The sequence below is a fragment of the Streptomyces sp. NPDC049541 genome (assembly GCF_044465725.1).
Taxonomy (GTDB): Bacteria; Actinomycetota; Actinomycetes; order Streptomycetales; family Streptomycetaceae; genus Streptomyces.
Genome location: NZ_JBITLY010000006.1, coordinates 578218 through 600319, shown reverse-complemented (window position 1 = coordinate 600319; position 22102 = coordinate 578218). Strand labels below are relative to the sequence as shown.

Sequence of the window (22102 nt, the reverse complement as noted above, 5' to 3'; positions counted from 1 at the left end):
GGGGCTGTGGGGTCGCGTGCAGGTGTGGGAGCGCTGACGTGAGCGGGTGGGTGTGCGATGCGGGCTTCCGGGGTGTGCGCCGGGCCGGGAGGGGCGTTGTCGGCGGGTTGCTGTGCGATCGGGTCTGCCGGGTCGCGTCCGGGTGTGGGAGGGGGGACAGCGGTGGGCTGCTGTGTGATCGGGGCTGTGGGGTCGCGTGCAGGTGTGGGAGCGCTGACGTGAGCGGGTGGGTGTGCGATGCGGGCTTCCGGGGTGTGCGCCGGGCCGGGAGGGGCGCGGGGCGGTCGTACCGGCGTGGGGATGACGAGATGGGCGGGCAGGCGCGTGACCGGGGTCCGGCGCGGCGCGTCGCGGCGCGGGAGGTGGGGGCATGACCTGGCATGTGGATGCTGACGACCTGAGGGCCTACGCCCAGGGCGAGTTGGCGCCGCCCGCGCTGTGGTCCGCCGACACCCACCTGGTCGCGTGCGGGCAGTGCCGGGGCGTGCTCGCCGAGGTCGGTGACCGGGGTGGGGTCGACGCCGGATGGGAGCGGCTGGACGCCGAGCTCGACGCGCCCCGGCCGGGGGTGTTCGAGGGGCTGCTGATACGGCTGGGGGTCGCCGACCACACCGCGCGGCTGCTCGCGGCCACGCCCGTGCTGCGCCGTTCCTGGCTCGGTGCGGTCGTCGCCGTGCTGGTGATGAGCGTGGTGGCGGCCCACACCGGCACGGCGGCCGCCTCGCCCACGCTCTTCCTCGCCCTCGCGCCGCTGCTGCCCCTCGGCGGGGTCGCGCTGTCGTACGGGCCCGCGCTGGACCCGACGTACGAGATGGCGGTGGTCGCGCCGATGCACGGGTTCAGGCTGCTGATGGTGCGGACGGTCGCCGTGCTCACCGCCGTGCTCGGCCTCAGCGGCCTCGCGACCCTCGCGCTGCCGGGGTACGGGCCGGCCGCCCTCGCCTGGCTGCTGCCCGCGCTGGCCCTGACCTCGACAGGGCTGGTCCTCACCGCCCGGCTCGGCCCGGTGCTCGCGCCGTCGCTGGTCGGCGGGGTGTGGGTGGCGCTGCTGCTGGCGGCCCACGCCTATGACGCGGGCGCCATGCCCGTGCCGTTCACCGCGGCCGGCCAGGGGGTGGCGGCGGCGGTCGCCGCGCTCACCGGCTGGCTGCTCTTCCTCGTACGTGACCGTTTCGACCGCTTCCAGGGGGATGCCGTATGACACCGACCGTTTCCGCTTCGGGGCTCAGCCTCCGCTTCGGCGGGACCCAGGCCCTCGACGAGGTGTCGCTGCGGCTGACCTCGGGCGTCACCGGGCTGCTCGGGCCCAACGGGGCCGGGAAGACCACCCTGCTCAGGGTGCTGGCCACCGCAGTGCCCCCGGACCGGGGCGCCTTCACCGTGCTCGGGCACGACCCGGCGACGGCGGCAGGACGCCAGGAGGTGCGGCGCGGGCTCGGCTATCTGCCGCAGACGCCCGGCTTCCACCCGGACTTCACGGCCTTCGAGTTCGTCGACTACGTGGCGATCCTCAAGGAGATCACCGACCGGGGCGCCCGGCACCGGGAGGTGCGGCGCGTGCTGGACGAGGTCGACCTCGCCGACGTACGCGCCAAGCGCATCAAGAAGCTGTCCGGCGGAATGCGGCAGCGCGTCGCGCTGGCCGCCGCGCTCGTCGGTGACCCCGGCTTCCTCGTCCTCGACGAGCCGACCGTCGGGCTCGACCCCGAACAGCGCATGCGCTTCCGGGAGTTGATCGCCCAGGCAGGGGAGGGTCGCACCGTCCTCCTCTCCACCCACCAGACCGAGGACGTGGCGATGCTCTGCCACCGCGTACTGGTGATGGCGGGCGGCCGCATCCGCTTCGACGGCACCCCCGCCGAGCTGACCGCACGGGCGGCCGGACGGGTCTGGAGCAGCACGGAACGCGACCCCGGAGCGAAGGCGGGCTGGCGCACCGGCACCGGCTCCTTCCGCAACGTGGGCAGCCCGCCCGCCGGCGTCGACCTGCTCGAACCCACCCTGGAGGACGGCTACCTGCTCACCCTGGACGGCGCGGGCGCGGAGGTGGCGGCGGCATGAGCACGGTCATCGAGGCGACGGCACCGCCCGTCGTCCACGGCGAACAGCGCCGCAGCTGGGCGGCCGTGCTCGCCCTCGCCCGCTTCGAGGCACGCGAACTGCTCCTGCAGATCCCGGTGGCGGCGACCCTGCTGTTCTACGTCGGCTACACCGGCTGGAAGCTGCTCTTCCCCCCGGACGGCATGAGCGCCTACCCGGCGCTCCAGGACGTCGACCGCGCGACCCAGACCACGCCGGTGCTGCTCGGCATCGCCCTGTTCGTCTGCGTCAACCGGGCCGCGCTGCGCTCCCGCCGGCGCGGTACCGACCGGCACTTCGACGTGCTGGTCATGGAGCCGTGGCGGCGCACGGTGGGGCACGCCCTGTCCGTGGTGCCGTTCGGTGTGCTCACCGCGCTGGTCGTGGGGGGCCAGTTCACCTGGCAGGCGCTGCGGCCCGGTGCGGTGGGGCAGGGGTCGGTGGCCGAACTGGCAGTGGCCCCCTTGTACGTGCTGCTGTGCGGAGCCGTCGGTCTGCTGATCGCCCGGCTGATCCCGTCCGTGTTCGCGGCGCCGCTCACGGTGCTCGGTCTCTTCACGTTCCTGCTGTTCGTCGCGACGGGGACGTCGGGGGCGCAGTGGAGCCGCTGGCTGTCGCCCGTGGTGAGCGAGAACAGCAGCTCGACGCTGCCGTCCGACCTGGTCGGTAGGCCTGCGGCCTGGCATGCGGTGTATTTGGGCGGGTTGGTGCTGGCTGCGGCTTTCGCTGCGGTGCTTTGCGCTCCGCGGGATGCCGTTGGTCGTCTGCCGCGCCGTCATGGCTGGTCGCGCAGTTCCCCGCGCCCCTTTGGGGCGCTGCTGGGGCTCGGGGGTGCCCTGGTCCTGGCAGCGACCGGCGCGGTCGGGCAGTCCGGTGGGGTCTCGCCAGAGCTTGCGGCGCCCGGGAACGCGCCTCGATCTCCCCCGAGAAGGAGCAGTCGTGCGTACGGCACGGTGCCTCGCAGTACTGCGCGTTCGATGAGTGGACCGGCCGGACGGGCACCTGGGCCGGGGTCGTCGACCGGGTCCAGGCCCTCGCGGCCGGTCCGGCCGCGAGTCGCCCCCTGCTCGTGCGGCAGCGGATCGACGCCCGCTACGGCGACGCGGCGATCGCACCGTCCACCACGCCGGGCCAGGTGACGGTCGGCACGCGCTGGGGCGGCAACCGGGTGCCCGAGTTCGCGGTCGGCGTGGCCTCCGTGCTGGTCGGCGGCGACGAGAAGAAGGGCAGCGAGCTCTGCGACGGCCGCATGGTGACGGTGATGTGGCTGGCACTGGGCCGCGACGCGGACCCGATCGCCGACCTCAGGAACGTCCGCCTCGACGACAGCCTGAGCGGGCCCGCGATCGCGCTGACGCCCACCAACCCGGTGTCGATGTCGGCCGCACAGACCGATGTCGTACGGGAACTGCTCTCCCGTCCGCGAGCCGAGGTCACGTCCGCCGTCAAGTCCCACTGGGCGCAACTGACGGCTCCCGGGGTGACCACCGCCGAGGTGGCCCGGGTGCTGGGGACCAAGGTGCCGAAGGGGGCGGACGAGTGTGAGAAGTGAGCACAGGACCGTGCCGGTGAGCGGGGCACTGGTGGCGGCCGTGGCACGTACGGTGCCGTGGCGGGCGCTCGGGGCGGGCGCGGCCGTGGGGTTGCTGCTCGTCGCCCTGCCACGGCTGTCCGACGGCCCGCCGGGCGCCTGGCTCGCGCTCACCCTGCTGCGGGCGGCGGCCCTCGCCTTCGCGCTGGGCCTGACCTTCCTGCTGGACGACCCGGCCCGGCACCTCACCACCCCCGTCACCACCCCGCGTTGGGTGCGCACGGGCCTGCGGGTGGTGCTGGTCGCGCCGGTGGCCGGGCTGTGGTGGACGGCCGCCCTGGCCCTCGTACCGCACGCCGTACGTCTCCCGGTCGGCGCCGTCACCCTGGAGGCCGGCGCGACCGCGGTCCTCGCGCTGGCCGCGGCGGCCGCCGCCGTACGCCTCACGGACGAGCCGCAGCCGGGCCCGTCGGTGGCGGCCGCCGTCCTGACCACGGCGACGCTGGGTGCCCTGCTGATCCCGGCCCGCTGGACCCTGCTCGCCGCGGCCGACGATCCCCGCTGGGCGGCTGCGCACGAGCGGTGGGGGGTGTTGCTGGGGGTCGGGGTGGTGGCTTGGGGGGTGTGCTTGCCGGAGCCGAGGCGGGCGCTGCGCTTCAGCCGCCGGTCAGGCACCTCCAGGCCGTCCGGCGTTTGAGGACGAGGCCGTAGGCCGACGGGGGTCAGGGGGCGCAGCCCCCGGGGGCGTGCACCTCACTCGCCCGCACAACACACCGCCCGACCGCCGGAGGCTCACGTCTCCGTGCGGTACATCAGATCCGTCTCGTACGTGGTGAAACCGAGCCGCTCGTACACCGACACCGCCGCCTTGTTGTCCCCGTCGACGTACAGCATCGCGGTCGGCAGCCCCTGCGCCTCCAGGTGCCGCAGCCCGATCGTGGTGAGGGCCTTGCCCAGCCCCCCGCCCTGGGCACCCGGCAGCACCCCGAGGACGTAGACCTCACCCAGCTGGTCGGCCGCATGCACCTTCGTCCAGTGGAAGCCGACGAGTTCGCCGCCGCGGAAGGCGAGGAAGAAGCCCGCGGGGTCGAACCACGGCTCGGCCTTGCGGTCGTCGAGGTCGCGCTGGGTGAGGGAGCCCTGCTCGGGGTGGTGGGCGAACGCGGCGGCGTTCACCGCGAGCCAGGCGGCGTCGTCCTCGCCGGGGACGAAGGTACGGACCGTCACCTCCGTCGGCAGCACCGGCTCGGGCAGGTTCAGGTCCGCCAACGGCCGCCGCATCTGCCGCAGTTCGCGGAAGAGGGTGAGCCCCAGGACCTGCGCGAGATGCCGGGCCGCGGAGTGCCCGCCGTGCGCCCACACCCGCAGCCGCTTGCCGGAGGCCGCGAGCAGCGCCGAGCCGAGCGCCCGCCCGTGCCCCTGCCCGCGGTACGCGGGGTGCACGACCAGTTCGGCGGCCGGTGCCTCCACCGGGTCGGTGTCCTCCAGCTGCGCGTACCCCACGAGTTCGTCGCCGACGCTGAGCAGCAGATGGGACACGCCCTCGCGTTCGCCGCCGCGCAGTTGCAGCCGTCCCTGTTCGGACACCGCCTGCTGGCCGTCGTCCTGGGCGGCCGCCGCGAGCAGGGAGAGCACGGCCTCCGTCTGCTCCGGGGAGAGCGCGGAGTAGGTCTCGATGGAGCGGGTCCGGCCGGGCCGGGCGGTGTCGTCGCTGGTCATGCGTACGAGGGTAAGCGGAGGTACCGGCAAAGTGGCGGTCAAGGGCCGGGCAAAGGGAAACCAGGATGTAACCACGAATCCCTTTTCGCGCTACGCGCGTTGACCCTAGGCTGCGCCGGGCGAGGCCATGACATCCAGCCATGGCCTTCAGCAGACCCGCAGGCCTCAACGGACCCTCAGGGGGGCGCATGCCAGCCACTTCCCAGCCGTACCCGCGCCGCAGACGGACGTTCCGTCTCGTCGCCGCAGCCGCCGGACTCGCCACCGCCGGCGCTCTCGCCGCCGCGCTGCCGGCGGACGCGCACGAGACGAAGGGCGGCGGCCATCGCCCGAGCCGCTACCAGGACGTACAGCTGCTGTCCTTCAACGATCTGCACGGCAACCTGGAGCCGCCGTCGGGCTCGTCCGGGCGGGTCACCGAGCTGCAGGCCGACGGTACGACGAAGGCGATCGACGCCGGTGGTGTCGAGTACCTCGCGACCCATCTGCGCGAGGCCCGCAAGGGCAAGCCGTACTCCATCACCGCGGCCGGCGGCGACATGGTCGGCGCCTCACCGCTGATCTCGGGCCTCTTCCACGACGAGCCCACCATCGAGGCGCTGAACAAGCTGGACCTGGACGTCACGTCCGTGGGCAACCACGAGTTCGACGAGGGCGCCAGGGAACTGGCGCGCCTGCAGAACGGCGGCTGCCACCCGACCGACGGCTGTTACTCGGACGAGGAGTTCGAGGGCGCCGACTTCCCCTATCTGGCGGCGAACGTCCTCGACGAGAAGACGAACAGGCCGATCCTCAAGCCCTACTGGGTGTGGAAGAAGAAGGACGTCAAGATCGGCTTCATCGGCGTCACCCTGGAGGACACCCCGGGTGTCGTCTCCGCCGAAGGAGTCAAGGGCCTCAAGTTCAAGGACGAGGTCGAGACGATCAACAAGTACGCGCGGGTGCTCCAGGCACAGGGCGTGAAGTCGATCGTCGCGCTGATCCACGAGGGCGGTCTGCCCGCCTCCGGCGCGTACAACTACAACTGCGACTCCGCGGGCGCGGGCAGCGGTGTCTCCGGCCCGATCGTCGACATCGCGAAGAACATCACGCCGGCGGTGGACGCGCTGGTCACGGGCCACACGCACGCGGCCTACGTCTGCACGGTCCCCGACCCGGCGGGCCGGCCCCGCATGGTCACCTCGGCGGCGTCCTTCGGCCGGCTCTACACGGACACCACGCTGACGTACGACCGCGTCACCGGTGACATCGCCCGTACGGCGGTCAAGTCGGCGAACCACGTGGTCACCCGGACCGTCGCCAAGGCGCCGGACATGACCGAGCTGATCGGCAAGTGGAACACCCTGGCGGCGCCCATCGGCAACCGTGCGATCGGCTACATCTCCGCGGACATCCCCAACACGGGCACCGAGTCCCCGATGGGCGACCTGATCGCCGACGCGCAGCTGGCGTACGGCAAGGAGCTCGACCCGGAGACCGACCTGGCGCTGATGAACCCGGGCGGTGTGCGGGCGGGTCTCACCTACGCGGCCAAGGGCAGCGAGGGCGACGGGGTGGTCACCTACGCGGAGGGCTTCACCGTCCAGCCGTTCTCCAACACGGTGAATCTGCAGAACTTCACCGGCGCCCAGCTGATCCAGGTCCTCAAGGAGCAGGTGAGCGGCACGAACACCGCCGCGCCGAAGATCCTGCAGCCGTCGTCGGGGCTGACGTACACCCTGGACCTGACGAAGACGGGCGCGGACCGGGTGGTGACGGACTCCGTCAAGCTGAACGGGTCCGCGATCGACCCGGCGGCCACCTACCGCGTCGCCACCAACAGCTTCCTCGCGGGCGGCGGCGACGGATTCCCGACGCTCGGACAGGGCACGGGCGACCTCGTCGGGTCCGACGATCTGGCGGCGCTGGCGAAGTACCTGACGGCCAACTCCTCGGCCGGCAGCCCGATTTCGCCCCCGGCGGCCGACCGGATCACGATCGTGAGCTAGATCGCATACCTGAGGCAGAGGTTGCGGGTGGGGGGCGTTCGCATGGTCGGATGGATCGATGCGTGCCCCCCACCACATAACGACGCATCCTGGTACAAACATCAACGACTTTTCCGAGGGTGCCCTTGTCGCAAGCGAGGCCGAGGAAGCGGAGGACGAGCCATGGGCTCCGCCCAACCACCGCCGTGGCGGCCGGCGTAGGCGAAGGCGGTTCGCGGGTCTTCCGCTCGCGCTGAAGGCGGTGGTGGGCGTCGTCGTCCTCGCCGCCTTCCTCACCCTCGCCGACCGCTGGGCGCTGCTCTACGCCGAGCGCCGGGCGGCCGATGAGCTCAAGGACCGGATGCACCTGAGCGCGGCGCCCGAAGTGGACATCGACGGCTTTCCCTTCCTCACCCAACTCGCCGACGAGAGGCTGAAGTCGGTGCAGGTCACCGTGCCCGACGTGGCCGCCGACCGGGTCTCGCTCGCGAGAGTGACGGCTACCGCGCACGACGTGCGGCTGAACGCGCCCGACGGGCCGACCTCCGTACGCGGCGCGGCAATTCCCCGGCTCGACGGTGACGTACTGCTCTCCTTCGACGACCTGAACCGCGAACTGGGCGCCTCCCAGGTGACGTTCACCGGACAGGGCCATGACCGGGTGCTGGCGCGCGGCACGCTCCCGGTGGCCGGACACGACCTCCGGTTGCGGGCCGACGCCCGGATCGGCCCGGACGGCGCGCACGGCATCGCGACGCAGATCGGCGGAATGCGCCTGGACATCGGGGACCTGGCCACCTACCGGCCCGGCACCCGCGCGTCCGAGGGCCTGCACCTGACCCGTGCCTCCGCCGCACGCCTCGCGCACGAGACGAAGAAGGCGAAGGCGCTGTTCGCGGTGCCCGCGGTGGTACGGCGGCTCGGCGTCCCCGACTCCGCCGTACGCGCGGCCCTGCGCTCCGACGCCGAACTGGCGCGCGTGACGGGCTCCCCGCGCTTCATCCACCGGGCCGTGCGGCTCAACCTGATCGACCTGGCCCTGGAACACCCGGCCCTGCTCAAGCGGCTCGGCTTCGACCCGTCCCTGCTGAACGCCCTGCCCCGGCTCACCCGCCCGGTCCTGGCCGACCGCCTGTCGCTGGGCTTCCGCCTGCCCACACCGGACCGCGGTGAGCTGCGGCTGCGGGACGTACGGGTGGAGAAGGACGGGATCCGGGTGCGGATCGAGGGGTCGGGGCTGACTGTGGGCAGCTCCGGCTGAAACTCGATAAAACCTGTGTGAGTGCGGATCCGGTTCCGTAAATGACATAAGAATCTCCCACAGGATCAACTCAGCAACCTCTAAGGGGAATTGGTCTTTTCTTGCTCCGGGAATGCCGTAACGTTTTCCGTGTCGAAAGCGAACGACGCGAAACGAAAAGCAATTCACGGAAAGAAAGGCAGACTGTCATGAGCTTCCACAAGATCGCCCCGGTGAAGAAGAACGACTGCAAGAAGGGCGCCCCGGCGCCGAAGAAGAAGGCCCCGAAGAAGCCCGCTCCGGCCCCGAGGCGCCGGCCCGTCGGTCACAAGGGCTGAGGTACGCCGCGAGGCGGGGTCACCGGGCGGCGAGCGTCGCTCGCCCGGTGGCCCCGCCTCGGCCATGTCCGGCGCCGGCACCGGCGTACGAGAAGGGAGTTGTCGACCATGGGTGAGGTCCGTGCGGCCTTCCGTCGTTTCTGGCCGCTGACCCGCGGCGACCGCAAGTGGCTCGCGGCGATCGTCGCGTGCGTGGTGGTGTCCGCGCTCGCCGAGACCGCCTCGATCCTGCTGTTCGCGGAGCTCACCGACAACGCCCTGAAGGCAGGCTCGCTCTCGGCGTTCTGGGGGCCCGCCGGTGCCTGGCTGGCCGTCGCCGTGCTGGGCGCGCTCGTCGGCTATTTCGGCAACTCGCTCGCCACCTGGACCGCGGAGAGATTCGTGCTGCGGCTACGGGCGGGCGTCTTCCGGCATGTCCAGGGCCTGCCGCCGCACTTCTTCCAGAAGCACCGCCAGGGCGATCTGGTCGAGCGGCTGACCGGTGACGTCGAGGCCATCGAGCAGATGGTCGTCTCCGGTGTCGTCGGCACGGCATCCGCCGCTTTCTCCGCGGTGTTCTACTCCTGCGCCGCTCTCTGGCTGCGCTGGGACCTGGCCCTGGCCACCTTCGTCCTCGCGCCCCTCTTCCTCCTCGCCGCCCGCCGCTTCTCCGGCCGTATCAGGACGGCCTCCCAGGACGAACGGGTCGCCGACGGCGCGATCACCTCCGTCGTGGAGGAGTCGCTCGGCAACATCGTCCTCACCCAGGCCTACAACCGCCGCCGGGACGAGGAGCAGCGACTCGACCGCGAGGCCCGCGCCTGGATGACGGCATCCGTCCGCGGGGCCCGCCTCAGCGAGATGTACGAGCAGTTCGTCGAGGTCGTCGAGACGCTCTGCGTGCTGGCCGTCATCGGCCTGGGCGTCTGGGAGATCTCGGCCGGCCGCATGACCCTGGGCCAACTCCTCGCCTTCGCCGCCTTCATCGGCTACCTCTACCCGCCGGTCCGCAACCTCGGGCAGCTGGGCCTCACCCTCACCGCCGCCACCGCGGGCGCCCAGCGCCTGAACGAGATCCTGGACGCGGAACCCGCCGTCGCCGACCCCGCCCGACCGGTCGCCGAGTGGCCGGTGCGCGGCTGGGTCGCCTTCCACGACGTCTCCTTCCGCTACCCCGGGTCCCGGCGGGCCTCCCTGCGCGAGGTGACGTTCACCGCGGGCCCCGGCGAGCTGGTGATCATCACCGGCTCCAGCGGCGCCGGCAAGTCCACCCTCTCCAAACTCCTCACCCGCTTCTACGACCCCTCACAGGGCACGATCACCCTGGACGGCGTCCCGCTCACGGACGTGCCGCTGGAGTTCCTGCGCGAGAACGTGGCTCTGCTGCCCCAGGAGACCCTCGTCCTCAGCGGCACCATCCGCGAGAACATCGCCTGCGGGCGGCCCGGCGCGAGCGACGAGGAGATCGAGCGGGCGGCCCGCGAGGCGGCGGCGCACAACTTCATCACCGCCCTCCCCGAGGGCTACGACACCCACATCGCGCCCGGCACGGCCGCCCTCTCCGGGGGCCAGCTGCAGCGCGTCGCGATCGCCCGCGCGATGCTGCGCGCCGCACCGGTCCTGGTCCTCGACGAGCCGACCGCGGGTCTGGACGCGGTGGCCGCCCGCCAGGTGGTGACCCCGCTGCGCAGGCTGATGGCGGGCCGTACGACGATCATGATCACGCACGATCTGAGCCTCGCACCGGACGCGGACCGGATCCTCGTCGTCGACCGAGGCCGCCTGGTGGAAGCGGGCACCCACCGGGAGCTCCTCGCCCGCTCGGGCACCTACGCCCGGCTCGCCGAGCCACTGCCGGACGCCGTGGCCGACGTACCGTCGGCGCAGGACGAGACGATGATCCTCAGGTGGTAGTGCGGGGCGGGCGGCCCGGGCACCGAGGGTCCGCGGCGACCCTGTGGTGGGGCCAAGGCGGAGCGTACGGCCATTCACGTGTCCCGGCAGGCCCGCGACCGTCTCGCCCAGGTGGCCAAGGAGCGGGGGATGACTTTGAGGCGGCTGGTCGAGCAGGTGGTCTCGGAGCAGTTCACGGCGGAGCAGATCGCGGAGCGCGTCGCCGCGGACCGCGAGGTACTGCGTGAGCGCATGGGCTGCACGCTGACCGACGAGCAGTTCGGTCAAGAGCCGGATGCCCTGGTCGACCTCTACGCGATGGCTACCGAGAAGATGCACAGCCTGCGGGGCAGGTCCGCGTGATCATTCTCGCCACGAGCGCGCCATGGCACGGTCGGCAGGATGTTCCGGGACTGGTGGGGCGGTCCCGACAGGGCATGCTCGGCTTCCACTGACCCGGACACTACGGCTGCTGTGGCAATGTGCGCGGGGGACGGCTGGTCCAGTACCGGTCTAGTGCGGCGCCCAGGACGCCGAAGGAGGCCAGCGGCGCGCACACGAACAGCAGGAACTCGTGCTCCGGACTCCCGGTGGCGACCATCCCGATGTCCAGCACGAGCATGACGCCGAACGTGATGAGCGCGCCGTACGCAGCCCATGTCCAGGCCCTGCGCCGCGCCGCGCGCCGCAGGATCAACTCCTCGACGTGGGGCTGACGTTCCCAGGTGAGGCTGCGATGGGGGGCCGCGGCCAGGCACAGGTCGGAGACCTCCGCGTAGGGGTCGGCCAGCTGCCAGTCGTCGAGGTGCCGGAGCAGGAAGCGGCGGCCTTCGAGGTCGTAGAGGTAGGTGAGCCACTGGGGACCCAGCTTCCCGGTACCGCGCGGAGCCTGCTCGACCCGGATGTCGTACACCTCGTGCCAGGCCCACGAGCGTGAACGGAGGTTCCCCTGGGCGGTGACGCCCGAGGCGGTCACGCGGGTGTGCGCCCGGAACTGCTCCAGGGCGACCCGGACGAGGGTCGCCACCGCGAGCAGCCCGATCAGCCACGGCCCCCATCGGGGCACAGCCGGGTCGTCGGAGACGCGGCCGGTCTGAAGGAGGGCGTTGAAGCACACCAACGCCACCAGGCCGATGTACTGCCACGGCAACCTGCGCCGTCTTCGGTACACCCGCTCGATCCCGCCCGTGTCCCCGCCCATACGCCCTCCCCGGCATCCATGTCCGAGGTGATCGTAAGGCGGGGACCTGTCCGGGTCAGGAGGCGGTCGGCGTTGCTTGTGCCGCAGGCACGCCCAGCCCCGACGTGAGGAGGAGGTGCCACCTTGACCGCTCTCGCCCATGAGAGGCCCGAGACCATGTCTCACGCTCCGGCTGAATCCATGAACGGGCCCGACCTGGACGAGGCCCTGTGGCAGGCGTGGAAGGCCATGGAACTCCCCGAGGGCTACCGCGCTGAGATCATCGAGGGAGCCATCGAGGTGTCACCCACCGGCCGCTTTGCCCGTTCCCAGGTCGTCAATCGTCTCAGGGACGCTCTGACGATCTATTTGAAGGGCAGCGAGTACGGCGCCTGGAACGACACGAACGTGATCCACGCACGCAGGGCGTGGATTCCAGACGGGCTCGTGGCACCTCGAGACGCAGAGCTGATCGAGGATGAGGACGGCCTGGGCATCAAGGCTTCCGCACTCTCGATGGTTGTCGAAGGCGTCTCCCCCGGCAAGCGCAACCAGGACCGCGACCGCATCCGCAGGCGCCGTGAATACGCCCGCGCCGGCACCCCCGTGCACGTCCTCATCGACGACTACGACGGCCAGGGCGCCGTCACCCTCTTCACCGGCCCCGCCCCGACAAGGCCGACTGGGAGGACATCCACCGGGTCCCCTACGGCACCGACGTCACCATCCCCGAGGGCCCCGCGAAGGGATTCGTGATCGGAGAGACGATCACCGGCCCGAAGCGGGGCTGAGGCCGGCCGGGCTACGGCCCCTCCGGCGGCGGCATCGGCGCCCCCGGCAGCCGTACCGTCGCCACCGTGCCGCCGCCCTCCGCGGGGGTCAGGGTGACCTCGCCGCCCGCCTGCCCCACCGTCCGTGCGACTATCGAAAGACCCAGGCCCGAGCCCGGCAGCGCTCGTGCGCTCGGTGAGCGCCAGAAGCGGTCGAAGACATGCGGGAGTTCCTCGGCGGGGATGCCGGGGCCGTGGTCGCGGACCGTCAGGATGCCGCTGCCGAGCTCCACCTCGATGGTGCCGCCCTCGGGGCTGAACTTCACCGCGTTGTCGAGGATGTTGACGATCGCCCGCTCCAGGGCGGAGGGCTCCGCCCGTACGTACCAGGGATGCAGCTCCGCCGTGATCGTCAGCTCCGGCCCGCGCAGCCGCGCCCGGCGCAGCGCCGCTTCCACGATGTCCTCCAGCGAGACCACCTGGACACGCTCGCCCCGCTGGCCCTCCGACCGCGACAGCTCCTGCAAGTCGCCGATCAACGCGGCCAGTTCGGTCATCTGCGCCTTCACGGAGGCGAGGAGCGCCTTGCGGTCGGCCGGAGGGAGGGGGCGGCCGGTCTCCTCGCTGCGGCTGAGGAGTTCGATGTTGGTGCGGAGGGAGGTGAGGGGGGTGCGGAGTTCGTGACCGGCGTCGGCGATGAGCTGCTGCTGCAGGTCGCGGGAGCTGGCCAGGGAGGCGGTCATCGAGTTGAAGGAGCGGGAGAGCCGGGCCACCTCGTCCTCGGCGTCGTCCTCCACCGGGATGCGGATGCTCAAGTCCTCGGTGCGGGCTACGTGTTCGACGGCCTCGGTGAGCTTGTCGACGGGGCGCAGCCCTGCGCGGGCGACCGCGAGGCCCGCGGCGCCGGCGCCGAGGACTCCGACGCCGGAGACGAGGAGGAGGATCAGGGCGAGGTCGTTGAGGGTGTTCTGGGTTTCCTTGAGGGACACGCCGACGACCAGTGCGTAGTCGGGGTAGAGCTGAGCGTTGGGTCCGAATCCCGCCACCACGAGGGGAGTGGTCCGCACCCTCACGTCGTGGCCGCGGCCGTCGGTGCTGGTGTGGAAGGTGCGCACACGCAGGTCGGGGTCTGCCGCCACGTTCCTGTCCTCCGCCGTGGCCTTGACGGCGCCCGCGGAATCAGGGAACACGCAGACGGTGCCGTCCGACTTCACCAGCTGTACGTAGTAGTCCCTGGGGCGCATGCCGTGGGACGAGTCGCTCGCTTCCTTCGGACAGGCGGCCAGCACAGCAGCGACGTCATCCTGGTTCAGCCGCAGACTGGCACCGTCGAGCTGCGTGTCGACCTGGTCGTACAGCTTCCCCTGCACAATGAACCAGCACGTCACCGAGACCGCCGCCACCGCAAAGGCCACCGCCGCAGCCACCAGCATCGCCAGCCGGGAGCGGATCGGCAGGGTCTGGAAGCGGCGCAGGACCTTCCTCACTCCGCGCCGCCCTGCCGCAGCACATACCCCACGCCCCGCACCGTGTGCACCAGGCGCGGCTCGCCGCCCGCCTCCGTCTTGCGGCGCAGGTACATGACGTACACGTCCAGGGAGTTCGAGGACGGCTCGAAGTCGAAGCCCCAGACCGCCTTCAGGATCTGCTCCCTGGTCAGCACCTGACGCGGGTGCGCCATGAACATCTCCAGGAGGGTGAACTCCGTGCGGGTCAGCTCCACCTGGCGCCCGCCCCGCGTCACCTCCCGCGTCGCCAGATCCATCCGCAGGTCCGCGAAGCTCAGCGCCTCGTCCTCCTGGAGGGCACCGGCGGCCGCCGCGGCGGCGTACGAGCTGCGCCGCAGCAGGGCACGGACGCGCGCGAACAGCTCGTCCAGCTCGAAGGGCTTGACCAGGTAGTCGTCGGCGCCGGCGTCGAGGCCCGTCACCCGGTCGCCGACCGTGTCGCGTGCCGTCAGCATCAGGATCGGCGTCGTCGTGCCCGCCCCGCGCATACGGCGGGCCGCGGTCAGGCCGTCCATGCGCGGCATCTGGATGTCGAGGACGACCAGGTCGGGCTGGTACGCCGTCGCCTTCTCCAGGGCGTCGGCGCCGTCGACCGCGACCTCCGTCTCGTAGCCCTCGAAGGCGAGGCTGCGCTGGAGTGCTTCGCGTACGGCCGGCTCGTCGTCGACGATCAGGATGCGCTGCGGGTCACGGTCGCCATCGGCGGGGCTCATGGGCTTCGGGTTCCTCGGTGCGGTGGGACGGCAAGGGCCTGAACCAGCGGAAGACGCTGAACGTGCTGAACGCCTTCAGCCTCGCATATCAGCCACGCATCGCCGCGATACGCTTCAGCGGCACCTTGCGGCGGTGCGGGCGGGCGGCCGTGGTGTGCAGGCCCATCAGCTGGGGGGCCACCTCCGGCGCCCGGGTCGTCGGTGCGTGGAGTTCGTACGCCACCGCGAGGGCCAGGGCGAAACCGGCCGGGTCGGTGCCGGCGACCGTGTGCGAAACCTGCTGGATCATGACGTACTCCCTGTTCGTGAAGGCGGGATTCAGCTGTCGGAGCCGCCGGCCCGGAGGCTGGCCAGGTCGGACTTGACGGTGTTGATCGGGATGGCGAAGCCGAGGCCGACGCTGCCGGCGTCCGACAGACCCGAGGACGACTGCGAACTGGCCGAGTACATCGCGGAGTTGATGCCGATGATGTCGCCCGCTGCGTCGATCAGCGCGCCGCCGGAGTTGCCCGGGTTGAGGGACGCGTCGGTCTGGATCGCCTTGTACGTGGTCGTCGAGGACCCCGTGTCACCGTTGAACTGCTGGCCGCCGAAGGAGAACGGCCACCGGCCGTCACCGCCGCCCTGCCCCTGGTTCTGGCCCTCGTCGGTGGAGACGGTGACGTCGCGGTTCAGGGCCGAGACGATGCCGCTGGTGACCGTGCCGCTCAGGCCCTCGGGGGAGCCGATCGCCACGACCGTGTCGCCGACCTGCACCCCGTTGGAGTTGCCGAGGGTCGCCGCCTTCAGCCCGGACGCACCCTCCAGCTTGATCAGGGCGAGGTCCTTCTTGCTGTCGGTGCCGACCACCTTCGCGGTGTAGCTCTTGCCGTTGCTGGTCGTCACCTTGATCGACGAGGCGCCGGCGATGACGTGGTTGTTGGTGACGATCTCGCCGCCGCTGGTGATGATCACCCCGGAGCCGGTCGAGGAGCCGTTGTCCAGGGTGGCGTTGATCTCGACCACGCTCGGGCTGACGGCCGCGGCGATGGTGGCGACGTCGCCCTTCTTGCCGGCCGGCACCACATTGGTGCTGGTGCTGCTGGTGGCGACGGTGTCGTTGCCGGTCAGCTCCTGGAAGGCGTACGCGGTGCCGCCGCCGATCGCCGCGGCGACGATCGCCACGGCGGCCAGCAGGGCCAGGGGGCCCCGGGTCCGCTTCCTCGGTGCCGGAGCGTGGGCCGGCTCGACCATGGCCTGCTGCACCGGCGGCTGCGCCGGCGGGGGCGGCCACTCGGGGTTCACAGGGGAGGAGGCGTGCTGCGGGGCGCCCTGCTGCGGGTTCCCGTAGCCGTCATAGCTCTCGTACTCGCCGCTGCGGCGGAAGCTCTCGGTCATGACAACGAGCTTGAACCGTGACCATGAGAGCTTCCTGAGTGCCGGCTGAGAAGCCCGGCAGAACCTTGTTTGCCCGATATAAAGAGGCTTCCCGCAGCCCGGCGGGAGCCTTCAGACACCTTTCATGCGCCGGTGCACGGCCCTCATGCGCAGCCGCAGGAGGTCCGCGTGACCAGTCGTGACGGGAACTGCTTGAGCCGTTCCCGCCGCGCCCCCACCACCCTGAGCCCGTCGTCGAGTACGAGGTCCACGGCCGCCCGGGCCATCGCGGAGCGGTCCGAGGCGATCGTGGTCAGGGGCGGGTCGGTCAGCGCCGCCTCCTTGATGTCGTCGAAGCCGGCGACCGCCAGCTGACCCGGCACATCGATCCGCAGCTCGCGGGCGGCCCGCAGCACGCCGATCGCCTGGTCGTCGGTGGAGCAGAAGATCGCGGGCGGCCGCTGCGGCCCGGAGAGGATCTCCAGCGCCACGCGGTACGCGTCGTAGCGGTTGTACGGCGCCTCGAAGAGCCGCCCCTCGGTGGAGATCCCGGCCTCGCCCATCGCGCGCCGCCAGCCCTCGACGTGGTCGGAGACCGGGTCGCCGACCGCCGGGGTCTCGGCGGTGCCGCCCATACAGGCGACGTACTCGTAGCCGTGCTCGATGAGGTGGCGTACGGCGAGCTCGGCGCCGCCCAGGTCGTCGGTGACGACGGCGACGTCGTCGATGGCCTCGGGCCTCTCGTGCAGCAGGACCACCCGGGCGTCCCAGGCGTCTATCTCCGCTGCGGCCTGGTCGTTGAGGGCGTGCGAGACGAGGATCAGCCCCGAGACCCGCATGCCCAGGAAGGCGCGCAGGTAGTGGACCTCGCGCTCGCTGACGTAGTCGGTGTTGCCGACGAGCACCATCTTCCCGCGCTCGGAGGCGGCCTGTTCGACCGCGTGCGCCATCTCCCCGAAGAAGGGCTGGCGCGCGTCCGGGATGATCAGGCCTATGAGGTCCGTACGCCGGGACGCCATCGCCTGGGCGACCCGGTCCGGTCGGTACCCCAGCTCCTTGATGGCGGCGAGGACACGCTCGCGCGTGGCCGGGGCGACCGGCCGGGGTCCGTTGTTGATGACGTAACTGACGACGGCGGTCGAAGTTCCCGCCAGCCGCGCCACATCATCCCGAGTCACCTTGGCCACGCGCGGAGTCTACGCGGATATACCTGCTCTGGGCAGGGCGAGAAGGAGCTTGCCCCCGCGCCGGCTGTGTGGAAGCCGTGCGGAAGCAATGCCCCTTCCGGCGGTCCGCTATGCCTCGGCCGACACCTCGGCGGTGTCCAGTGCGGCGGTCTCGTCCGCATCCTCCGCCTTTGCCCGGTCTGCCTTGGCCTTGGCCTCGTCGGAGACGCGATCGGCCTTCTCGGGAGTAACGAATCGATAACCGACGTTCCGGACGGTCCCGATCAGCGACTCGTGCTCGGGGCCCAGTTTCGCGCGCAGACGTCGTACGTGGACGTCGACCGTGCGGGTGCCGCCGAAGTAGTCGTAGCCCCAGACCTCCTGCAGCAGCTGGGCGCGTGTGAAGACGCGGCCCGGGTGCTGTGCGAGGTACTTGAGGAGCTCGAACTCCTTGAAGGTGAGGTCGAGGACCCGCCCCTTGAGCTTCGCGGAGTACGTCGCCTCGTCAACCGACAGGTCGCCGTTGCGGATCTCCATGGGGGAGTCGTCGTTGACGATCTGCTGCCGGCCCATGGCCAGCCGCAGTCGTGCCTCGACCTCCGCAGGACCTGCGGTGTCGAGGAGCACGTCGTCGATGCCCCAGTCGGCGGTGACGGCCGCGAGGCCGCCCTCGGTGACGACCAGAACGAGCGGACAGCCGGGGCCCGTGGAGCGCAGCAGCTGGCACAGGCTGCGGACCTGGGGCAGATCACGGCGGCCGTCGACGAGGATGACGTCGGCACCGGGGGTGTCGACGAGGGCGGGGCCCTCCGCCGGAGCCACTCGCACGTTGTGCAGGAGCAGACCGAGGGCGGGGAGCACCTCCGTCGACGGCTGGAGGGCATTGGTCAGGAGCAGCAGAGAACTCATACGTCTGGTTCCTCCTCGGTCCCTGCGAGGACGTGTGTGGTGCATCACCTGCTCTGCGATCCCGAAAAGCCCCGTACACCTGCGGTCACCTTGAGTTTCCCGCTTCGTATACAACGCTTCCGAAAGCACAAAAGGACCCGGGGGCTACGCTGCCCGAGTCCTCTGCCCAGCAGAATAGCCCACATGAGCATCACTCCGGCAGGTCATGTGGCGCGATCCACCGTTCGTCCGAATTCTGAGACGGGCAGACAGGGGCCTTTCCGTACGTTTCTGCGCACTGACGACGGGATTGCGATCGATTCCGTATACGACCCGGGCGCGGCCGTATACGACGCCTCCACGTCACCTTCCGTTGTTCCGGTGTTCGTCGTGGCCCACGGGTTCACGGGCGATGTGGACCGGCCGCATGTTCGACGGGTGGCGGAGGCGTTCGCGCAGTACGGGGCCGTGGTCACGTTCTCCTTCCGCGGCCACGGCGCCTCGGGCGGCCGCTCGACGGTCGGCGACCGGGAGGTGCTCGACCTGGCGGCCGCGGCGGAGTGGGCGCGGGGGTTCGGGCACGCGCGCGTGGTGACGGTCGGCTTCTCGATGGGCGGCTCCGTGGTGCTGCGGCACGCGGCGCTGTACGGACAGGGGCGCGAGGGGCGCACGGAGGCGGCGACGGACGCCGTGGTCTCGGTGAGTGCCCCCGCCCGCTGGTACTACCGGGGCACCGCCCCTATGCGGAAGCTCCACTGGCTGGTGACGCGGCCCGAGGGGCGGCTGGTGGGCCGCTACGGATTCCGTACCCGGATCCACCACCGGCAGTGGGACCCTGTGCCGCTGTCGCCCGTGGAGGCCGTACCGCGGATCGCCCCGACGCCGTTGCTGATCGTGCACGGCGACCGGGACGGCTACTTCCCGGTCGACCACCCGCGCATGCTCGCCGACGCCGCCGGTGACCGGGGCGAACTCTGGCTGGAGCACGGCATGGGTCACGCCGAACACGCGGCCACCGACGACCTGCTGGCCCGGATCGGGGCCTGGGGTGCCGCGCAGGCGGGCTAGCCTGACCGTGTACACCGCCGATGCACCAGTCGGCGATCCACTACTTGAGGAACCGGATGCCAAAGGTCACGGTGCGCTACTGGGCCGCCGCGAAGGCCGCGGCCGGGGTCGCCGAGGAGCCGTACGACGCGGCCACCCTCGCCGAGGCGCTCGACGCCGTGCGCGCGCGACACCCCGGAGAACTCACGCGCGTCCTGCAGCGATGCTCGTTCCTCATCGACGGTGATCCCGTGGGCACCCGCGGACATGAGACGGTACGGCTGGCCGACGGCGGCACGGTCGAGGTGCTCCCGCCGTTCGCAGGAGGGTGACGATGACCGACCAGCCGTACGAGGGTTCGTACGACGCGTACGACCCGTATCAGCAGCAGCACCAGCAGCAGCCGTACCAGGGGTATCAGGGGTACCAGGGGTACGACGACGCGCACGCCGCCCAGGCGCAGCCGTACCAGCAGTACACGCAGCAGTGGCAGGCGCAGACGTGGGAGGCGGCACAGCCGCAGGGGTATGCCGGGACCGGAGCTGCAGTTGACCCCGGGTACGACGCCCCCGGCGGTGGTGGCCTTGCCCACCCGTCCCGCCTGGGGGTCCCCCCAGGCCCTTCAGGCACTGGGGGAGGGACGACTGCCCAAGGCGGCGGGGAGGATGCCGAGGCCGACTCCGACTACGGGTCAGCGACGCTCGCCGGGAACTCCCGCATCACGGACGCCCAGCGTGCCCGTGAGGAGGGGCGTTCGCCCATCATCGAGCCGGGCATGCAGCCGGCCGGGCTCACGGCGCTGCTGGGACTGCTCGTGTCCGGTGCGGCGGCGGTCGGCTCGTACGCCCTGCTCGTCCCGCTCGTCGCCCTGCAGGCGGTCACCGCGGCGGGCTGGTTCCGGCTGAACGGCATGTGGCCGGCCCGGCAGGGCATCGCGCTGGCCTTCCTGGGCGCGCTGGCCGCGGATGTGGCGGTGCTGGTGGCGGGCCGGGAGAACGCCCCCGCGGCGATCCTGGGCACCCTCGGCGTCTGGGTGCTGCTCTCCCTGGTCCTGCAGCTGCGCTCGCACGCCAACCCGGACGAGCGGATGTACGGCCTGATGGCGACCGTCGCCTCGGCGGCGCTGTCCATCGTCGCAGCCGGATATCTGGCGGCCGAACCGGACGCGGTGACCGTCGGCGCGGCCGCCGTGGCGGTGGCGGTCCTGGCCCGCGCCCTGCCGCTGCCCACCCCGGCGTCGGTCGTGGTCTCGCTGCTCGCCGCGGCGGGGGCCGGCATCGCGGTCGGCGGGATGACCGGCTTCGGCGCGAAGGGCGCACTCCTCGGCGCGGGCGCCTCAGTCTGCGCCCTGATCGGCCACCGCGTGGCCGGCTACGACTACCCGTCGAGATTCGTCCACTTCACAGCAGGCGTGGCCCTGCCGCTGACCGCGGCGGCACCGGTGGTGTTCATGCTGGGCCGGGCGCTGGCGTAACCCAGCCCGTCCGGCGTTCGAGAACGGCAAGCTCTGTCACAGCTGATCGACAACTCCCTGATCAAATCCAAGTGCAGGGTTACGCTCGCGCTGGACGGCCACCCGGTCGTCACAACCGTCGTCGTCCGGCCAGGTGGGGGAAACACCGCATGCGCGCCCTGCGAATACTTCTGATCGTCGTCGTGGTCCTGGGCGGCCTCTTCGTGATCGCGGACCGCGTCGCGGTCCACTTCGCCGAGAACGAGGCGGCGGACAAGGTGAAGACCACGGAGAACCTCGCCACCACCCCGGACGTGTCCATCAAGGGCTTCCCCTTCCTCACCCAGGCCGCCTCCGGCGAGCTGGACGACGTCGAGATCGGCATCAAGGACTACGAGGCCGACACCGGCACCGCCACCAGCGGCAACGGCGGCCCGAAGACGATCCGTATCGACGACCTGAAGGCCGACATGAAGGGCGTCAAGTTCTCCGGCGACTACAGCTCCGCCACCGCGACCACCGCGACGGGCACCGCCACCATCGCCTACGACGAACTCCTCAAGGCGGCCAAGTCCGAGCCGACACGGATCTTCCCCGGCATCGACGCCCAGGTCGTCGGCCTCTCCGACGGCGGCAACGGCAAGATCAAGGTGGACATCAAGGTCACCGCCATGGGCGCCACGCAGACGTACCCCGTGCTCAGCTCGGTGAGCGTGGACGGCGACACCGTCAAGGTGCACGCGGACAACCTGCCCAAGCTGGTCGTCGACCTCGCGGACTCCCGCATCCGGGCGATCACCGACTTCCAGCAGGCCATCCACCAACTCCCCGGCGGTGTGAAGCTGGACAGTGTGCAGGCTGCGAAGAACGGTGTGGAGATCACGGTGAAGGGTTCGAACGTCAGGCTCGCGGGGTAGGACGACGGGCGGTGGACGCCGAGCGTCCGAAAGGCGAGACGTTCGCGTCCGCACCGTAGATGTGATGACCAACAGATCCGCCCGCGGACCGTGCCGATGCACCCCGCGCAGTGATCGCTTCTCACATTCCGGACGATCGCATCTCACGATACGACACCCCGGTGACACGCCCCGCTGTCCGTCCCTACGATCGACCGCATGAAGCGACAGGCGGATCTCACGAAGCGGCGGGCAGTCGACCTGTGCCGCGTCGCCGCCATGCTCTGTCGCCCCTTCTGAGCGGAAGGCGCAGACCTCCGCATCCCCCGCCCTGCTCAGGGCACCCGTGCGCGCCCCGGCACTCCGCCGGAGGCACCCC

At 71.3% G+C, this 22102-nt stretch carries 22 protein-coding genes and 1 pseudogene; 15 read left to right on the top strand and 8 right to left on the bottom strand.

The genetic code is table 11. The annotated features are described in order from the left end of the window. Window positions 1-370 precede the first annotated feature (370 nt). From ACIBW9_RS25365 to ACIBW9_RS25350, 4 genes and pseudogenes are all read left to right on the top strand, one after another. Window positions 371-1201: a zf-HC2 domain-containing protein gene (locus tag ACIBW9_RS25365; protein WP_398958641.1), complete on the top strand. Its 831-nt coding sequence runs from the start codon at window positions 371-373 to the stop codon at window positions 1199-1201. Beyond that, window positions 1198-2061, top strand: coding sequence for an ABC transporter ATP-binding protein (locus tag ACIBW9_RS25360; protein WP_398958639.1), 864 nt, complete (start codon window positions 1198-1200; stop codon window positions 2059-2061). Before ACIBW9_RS25365 ends, ACIBW9_RS25360 begins: the two co-directional genes overlap by 4 nt. Continuing rightward, window positions 2058-3631, top strand: a pseudogene (locus ACIBW9_RS25355) (ABC transporter permease). Before ACIBW9_RS25360 ends, ACIBW9_RS25355 begins: the two are co-directional and overlap by 4 nt. A 16-nt stretch (window positions 3632-3647) precedes the next feature. Beyond that, on the top strand, window positions 3648-4307 hold the full coding sequence (locus ACIBW9_RS25350; RefSeq protein WP_398958637.1) for an ABC transporter: 660 nt from the start codon (window positions 3648-3650) through the stop codon (window positions 4305-4307). Between the two features lie 95 nt (window positions 4308-4402). Here ACIBW9_RS25350 and mshD read toward each other — a convergent pair whose 3' ends face one another. Continuing rightward, window positions 4403-5329, bottom strand: a complete 927-nt coding sequence (mshD, locus tag ACIBW9_RS25345; RefSeq protein WP_398958635.1) for a mycothiol synthase — start codon at window positions 5327-5329, stop codon at window positions 4403-4405. Window positions 5330-5517: 188 nt separating this feature from the next. Between mshD and ACIBW9_RS25340 the strand changes: the two genes are divergently transcribed. The 5 genes from ACIBW9_RS25340 to ACIBW9_RS25320 all read left to right on the top strand — a co-directional run bounded on the left by ACIBW9_RS25340 (window position 5518) and on the right by ACIBW9_RS25320 (window position 11109). After that, the gene (locus tag ACIBW9_RS25340) at window positions 5518-7317 is read left to right on the top strand and encodes a bifunctional metallophosphatase/5'-nucleotidase (RefSeq protein WP_398958633.1); all 1800 of its coding nucleotides are present in this window, start codon (window positions 5518-5520) and stop codon (window positions 7315-7317) included. A gap of 58 nt (window positions 7318-7375) precedes the next feature. Further along, window positions 7376-8557: a DUF2993 domain-containing protein gene (locus ACIBW9_RS25335; protein ID WP_398958631.1), complete on the top strand. Its 1182-nt coding sequence runs from the start codon at window positions 7376-7378 to the stop codon at window positions 8555-8557. Between the two features lie 188 nt (window positions 8558-8745). Beyond that, window positions 8746-8874, top strand: a complete 129-nt coding sequence (locus tag ACIBW9_RS25330; protein WP_398958629.1) for a hypothetical protein — start codon at window positions 8746-8748, stop codon at window positions 8872-8874. 108 nt (window positions 8875-8982) lie between these two features. After that, entirely contained in the window at window positions 8983-10767 is a 1785-nt protein-coding gene (locus tag ACIBW9_RS25325) for an ABC transporter ATP-binding protein (RefSeq protein WP_398958627.1), read from the top strand. Window positions 10768-10896: 129 nt separating this feature from the next. Next, on the top strand, window positions 10897-11109 hold the full coding sequence (locus ACIBW9_RS25320; protein ID WP_398958625.1) for a hypothetical protein: 213 nt from the start codon (window positions 10897-10899) through the stop codon (window positions 11107-11109). A gap of 100 nt (window positions 11110-11209) precedes the next feature. Here the strand turns inward: ACIBW9_RS25320 and ACIBW9_RS25315 are convergent, their stop codons facing one another. Then, complete coding sequence (locus ACIBW9_RS25315) at window positions 11210-11947, bottom strand: PH domain-containing protein (RefSeq protein ID WP_398958623.1); 738 nt, start codon at window positions 11945-11947, stop codon at window positions 11210-11212. 180 nt (window positions 11948-12127) lie between these two features. On the opposite strand from ACIBW9_RS25315, the gene ACIBW9_RS25310 reads away from it, so the two are divergent. Continuing rightward, window positions 12128-12682 carry a Uma2 family endonuclease gene (locus ACIBW9_RS25310; RefSeq protein WP_398958621.1) on the top strand — a complete coding sequence of 185 codons (555 nt, stop codon included), beginning with the start codon at window positions 12128-12130 and terminating at the stop codon, window positions 12680-12682. Between the two features lie 46 nt (window positions 12683-12728). On the opposite strand, the gene ACIBW9_RS25305 is transcribed toward ACIBW9_RS25310, so the two are convergent. The 6 genes from ACIBW9_RS25305 to ACIBW9_RS25280 form a co-directional block, all read right to left on the bottom strand. Then, window positions 12729-13685, bottom strand: a complete 957-nt coding sequence (locus ACIBW9_RS25305; RefSeq protein ID WP_398958727.1) for an ATP-binding protein — start codon at window positions 13683-13685, stop codon at window positions 12729-12731. A gap of 494 nt (window positions 13686-14179) precedes the next feature. Beyond that, complete coding sequence (locus tag ACIBW9_RS25300) at window positions 14180-14917, bottom strand: response regulator transcription factor (protein WP_398958619.1); 738 nt, start codon at window positions 14915-14917, stop codon at window positions 14180-14182. Window positions 14918-15005: 88 nt separating this feature from the next. After that, entirely contained in the window at window positions 15006-15206 is a 201-nt protein-coding gene (locus tag ACIBW9_RS25295; RefSeq protein WP_398958617.1) for a hypothetical protein, read from the bottom strand. A 29-nt stretch (window positions 15207-15235) separates the two neighbouring features. Further along, window positions 15236-16294, bottom strand: coding sequence for a S1C family serine protease (locus ACIBW9_RS25290; RefSeq protein WP_398958615.1), 1059 nt, complete (start codon window positions 16292-16294; stop codon window positions 15236-15238). A 143-nt stretch (window positions 16295-16437) separates the two neighbouring features. Continuing rightward, window positions 16438-17460 (bottom strand): LacI family DNA-binding transcriptional regulator, encoded by a 1023-nt coding sequence (locus ACIBW9_RS25285; protein WP_398958612.1) that lies wholly within the window; start codon window positions 17458-17460, stop codon window positions 16438-16440. 108 nt (window positions 17461-17568) lie between these two features. Beyond that, on the bottom strand, window positions 17569-18348 hold the full coding sequence (locus tag ACIBW9_RS25280) for a winged-helix domain-containing protein (RefSeq protein WP_398958610.1): 780 nt from the start codon (window positions 18346-18348) through the stop codon (window positions 17569-17571). Between the two features lie 183 nt (window positions 18349-18531). Between ACIBW9_RS25280 and ACIBW9_RS25275 the strand changes: the two genes are divergently transcribed. The 5 genes from ACIBW9_RS25275 (at window position 18532) to ACIBW9_RS25255 (ending at window position 22023) form a co-directional block, all read left to right on the top strand. Next, window positions 18532-19395 carry an alpha/beta hydrolase gene (locus ACIBW9_RS25275; protein ID WP_398958608.1) on the top strand — a complete coding sequence of 288 codons (864 nt, stop codon included), beginning with the start codon at window positions 18532-18534 and terminating at the stop codon, window positions 19393-19395. A gap of 56 nt (window positions 19396-19451) precedes the next feature. Beyond that, the gene (locus ACIBW9_RS25270) at window positions 19452-19706 is read left to right on the top strand and encodes a MoaD/ThiS family protein (protein ID WP_123966014.1); all 255 of its coding nucleotides are present in this window, start codon (window positions 19452-19454) and stop codon (window positions 19704-19706) included. 2 nt (window positions 19707-19708) lie between these two features. Further along, window positions 19709-20848 carry a hypothetical protein gene (locus ACIBW9_RS25265; RefSeq protein WP_398958606.1) on the top strand — a complete coding sequence of 380 codons (1140 nt, stop codon included), beginning with the start codon at window positions 19709-19711 and terminating at the stop codon, window positions 20846-20848. 149 nt (window positions 20849-20997) lie between these two features. Continuing rightward, window positions 20998-21744, top strand: coding sequence for a DUF2993 domain-containing protein (locus ACIBW9_RS25260; RefSeq protein ID WP_398958604.1), 747 nt, complete (start codon window positions 20998-21000; stop codon window positions 21742-21744). Window positions 21745-21942: 198 nt separating this feature from the next. Next, the gene (locus tag ACIBW9_RS25255) at window positions 21943-22023 is read left to right on the top strand and encodes an Ms5788A family Cys-rich leader peptide (protein WP_350751515.1); all 81 of its coding nucleotides are present in this window, start codon (window positions 21943-21945) and stop codon (window positions 22021-22023) included. Window positions 22024-22102 lie beyond the last annotated feature (79 nt).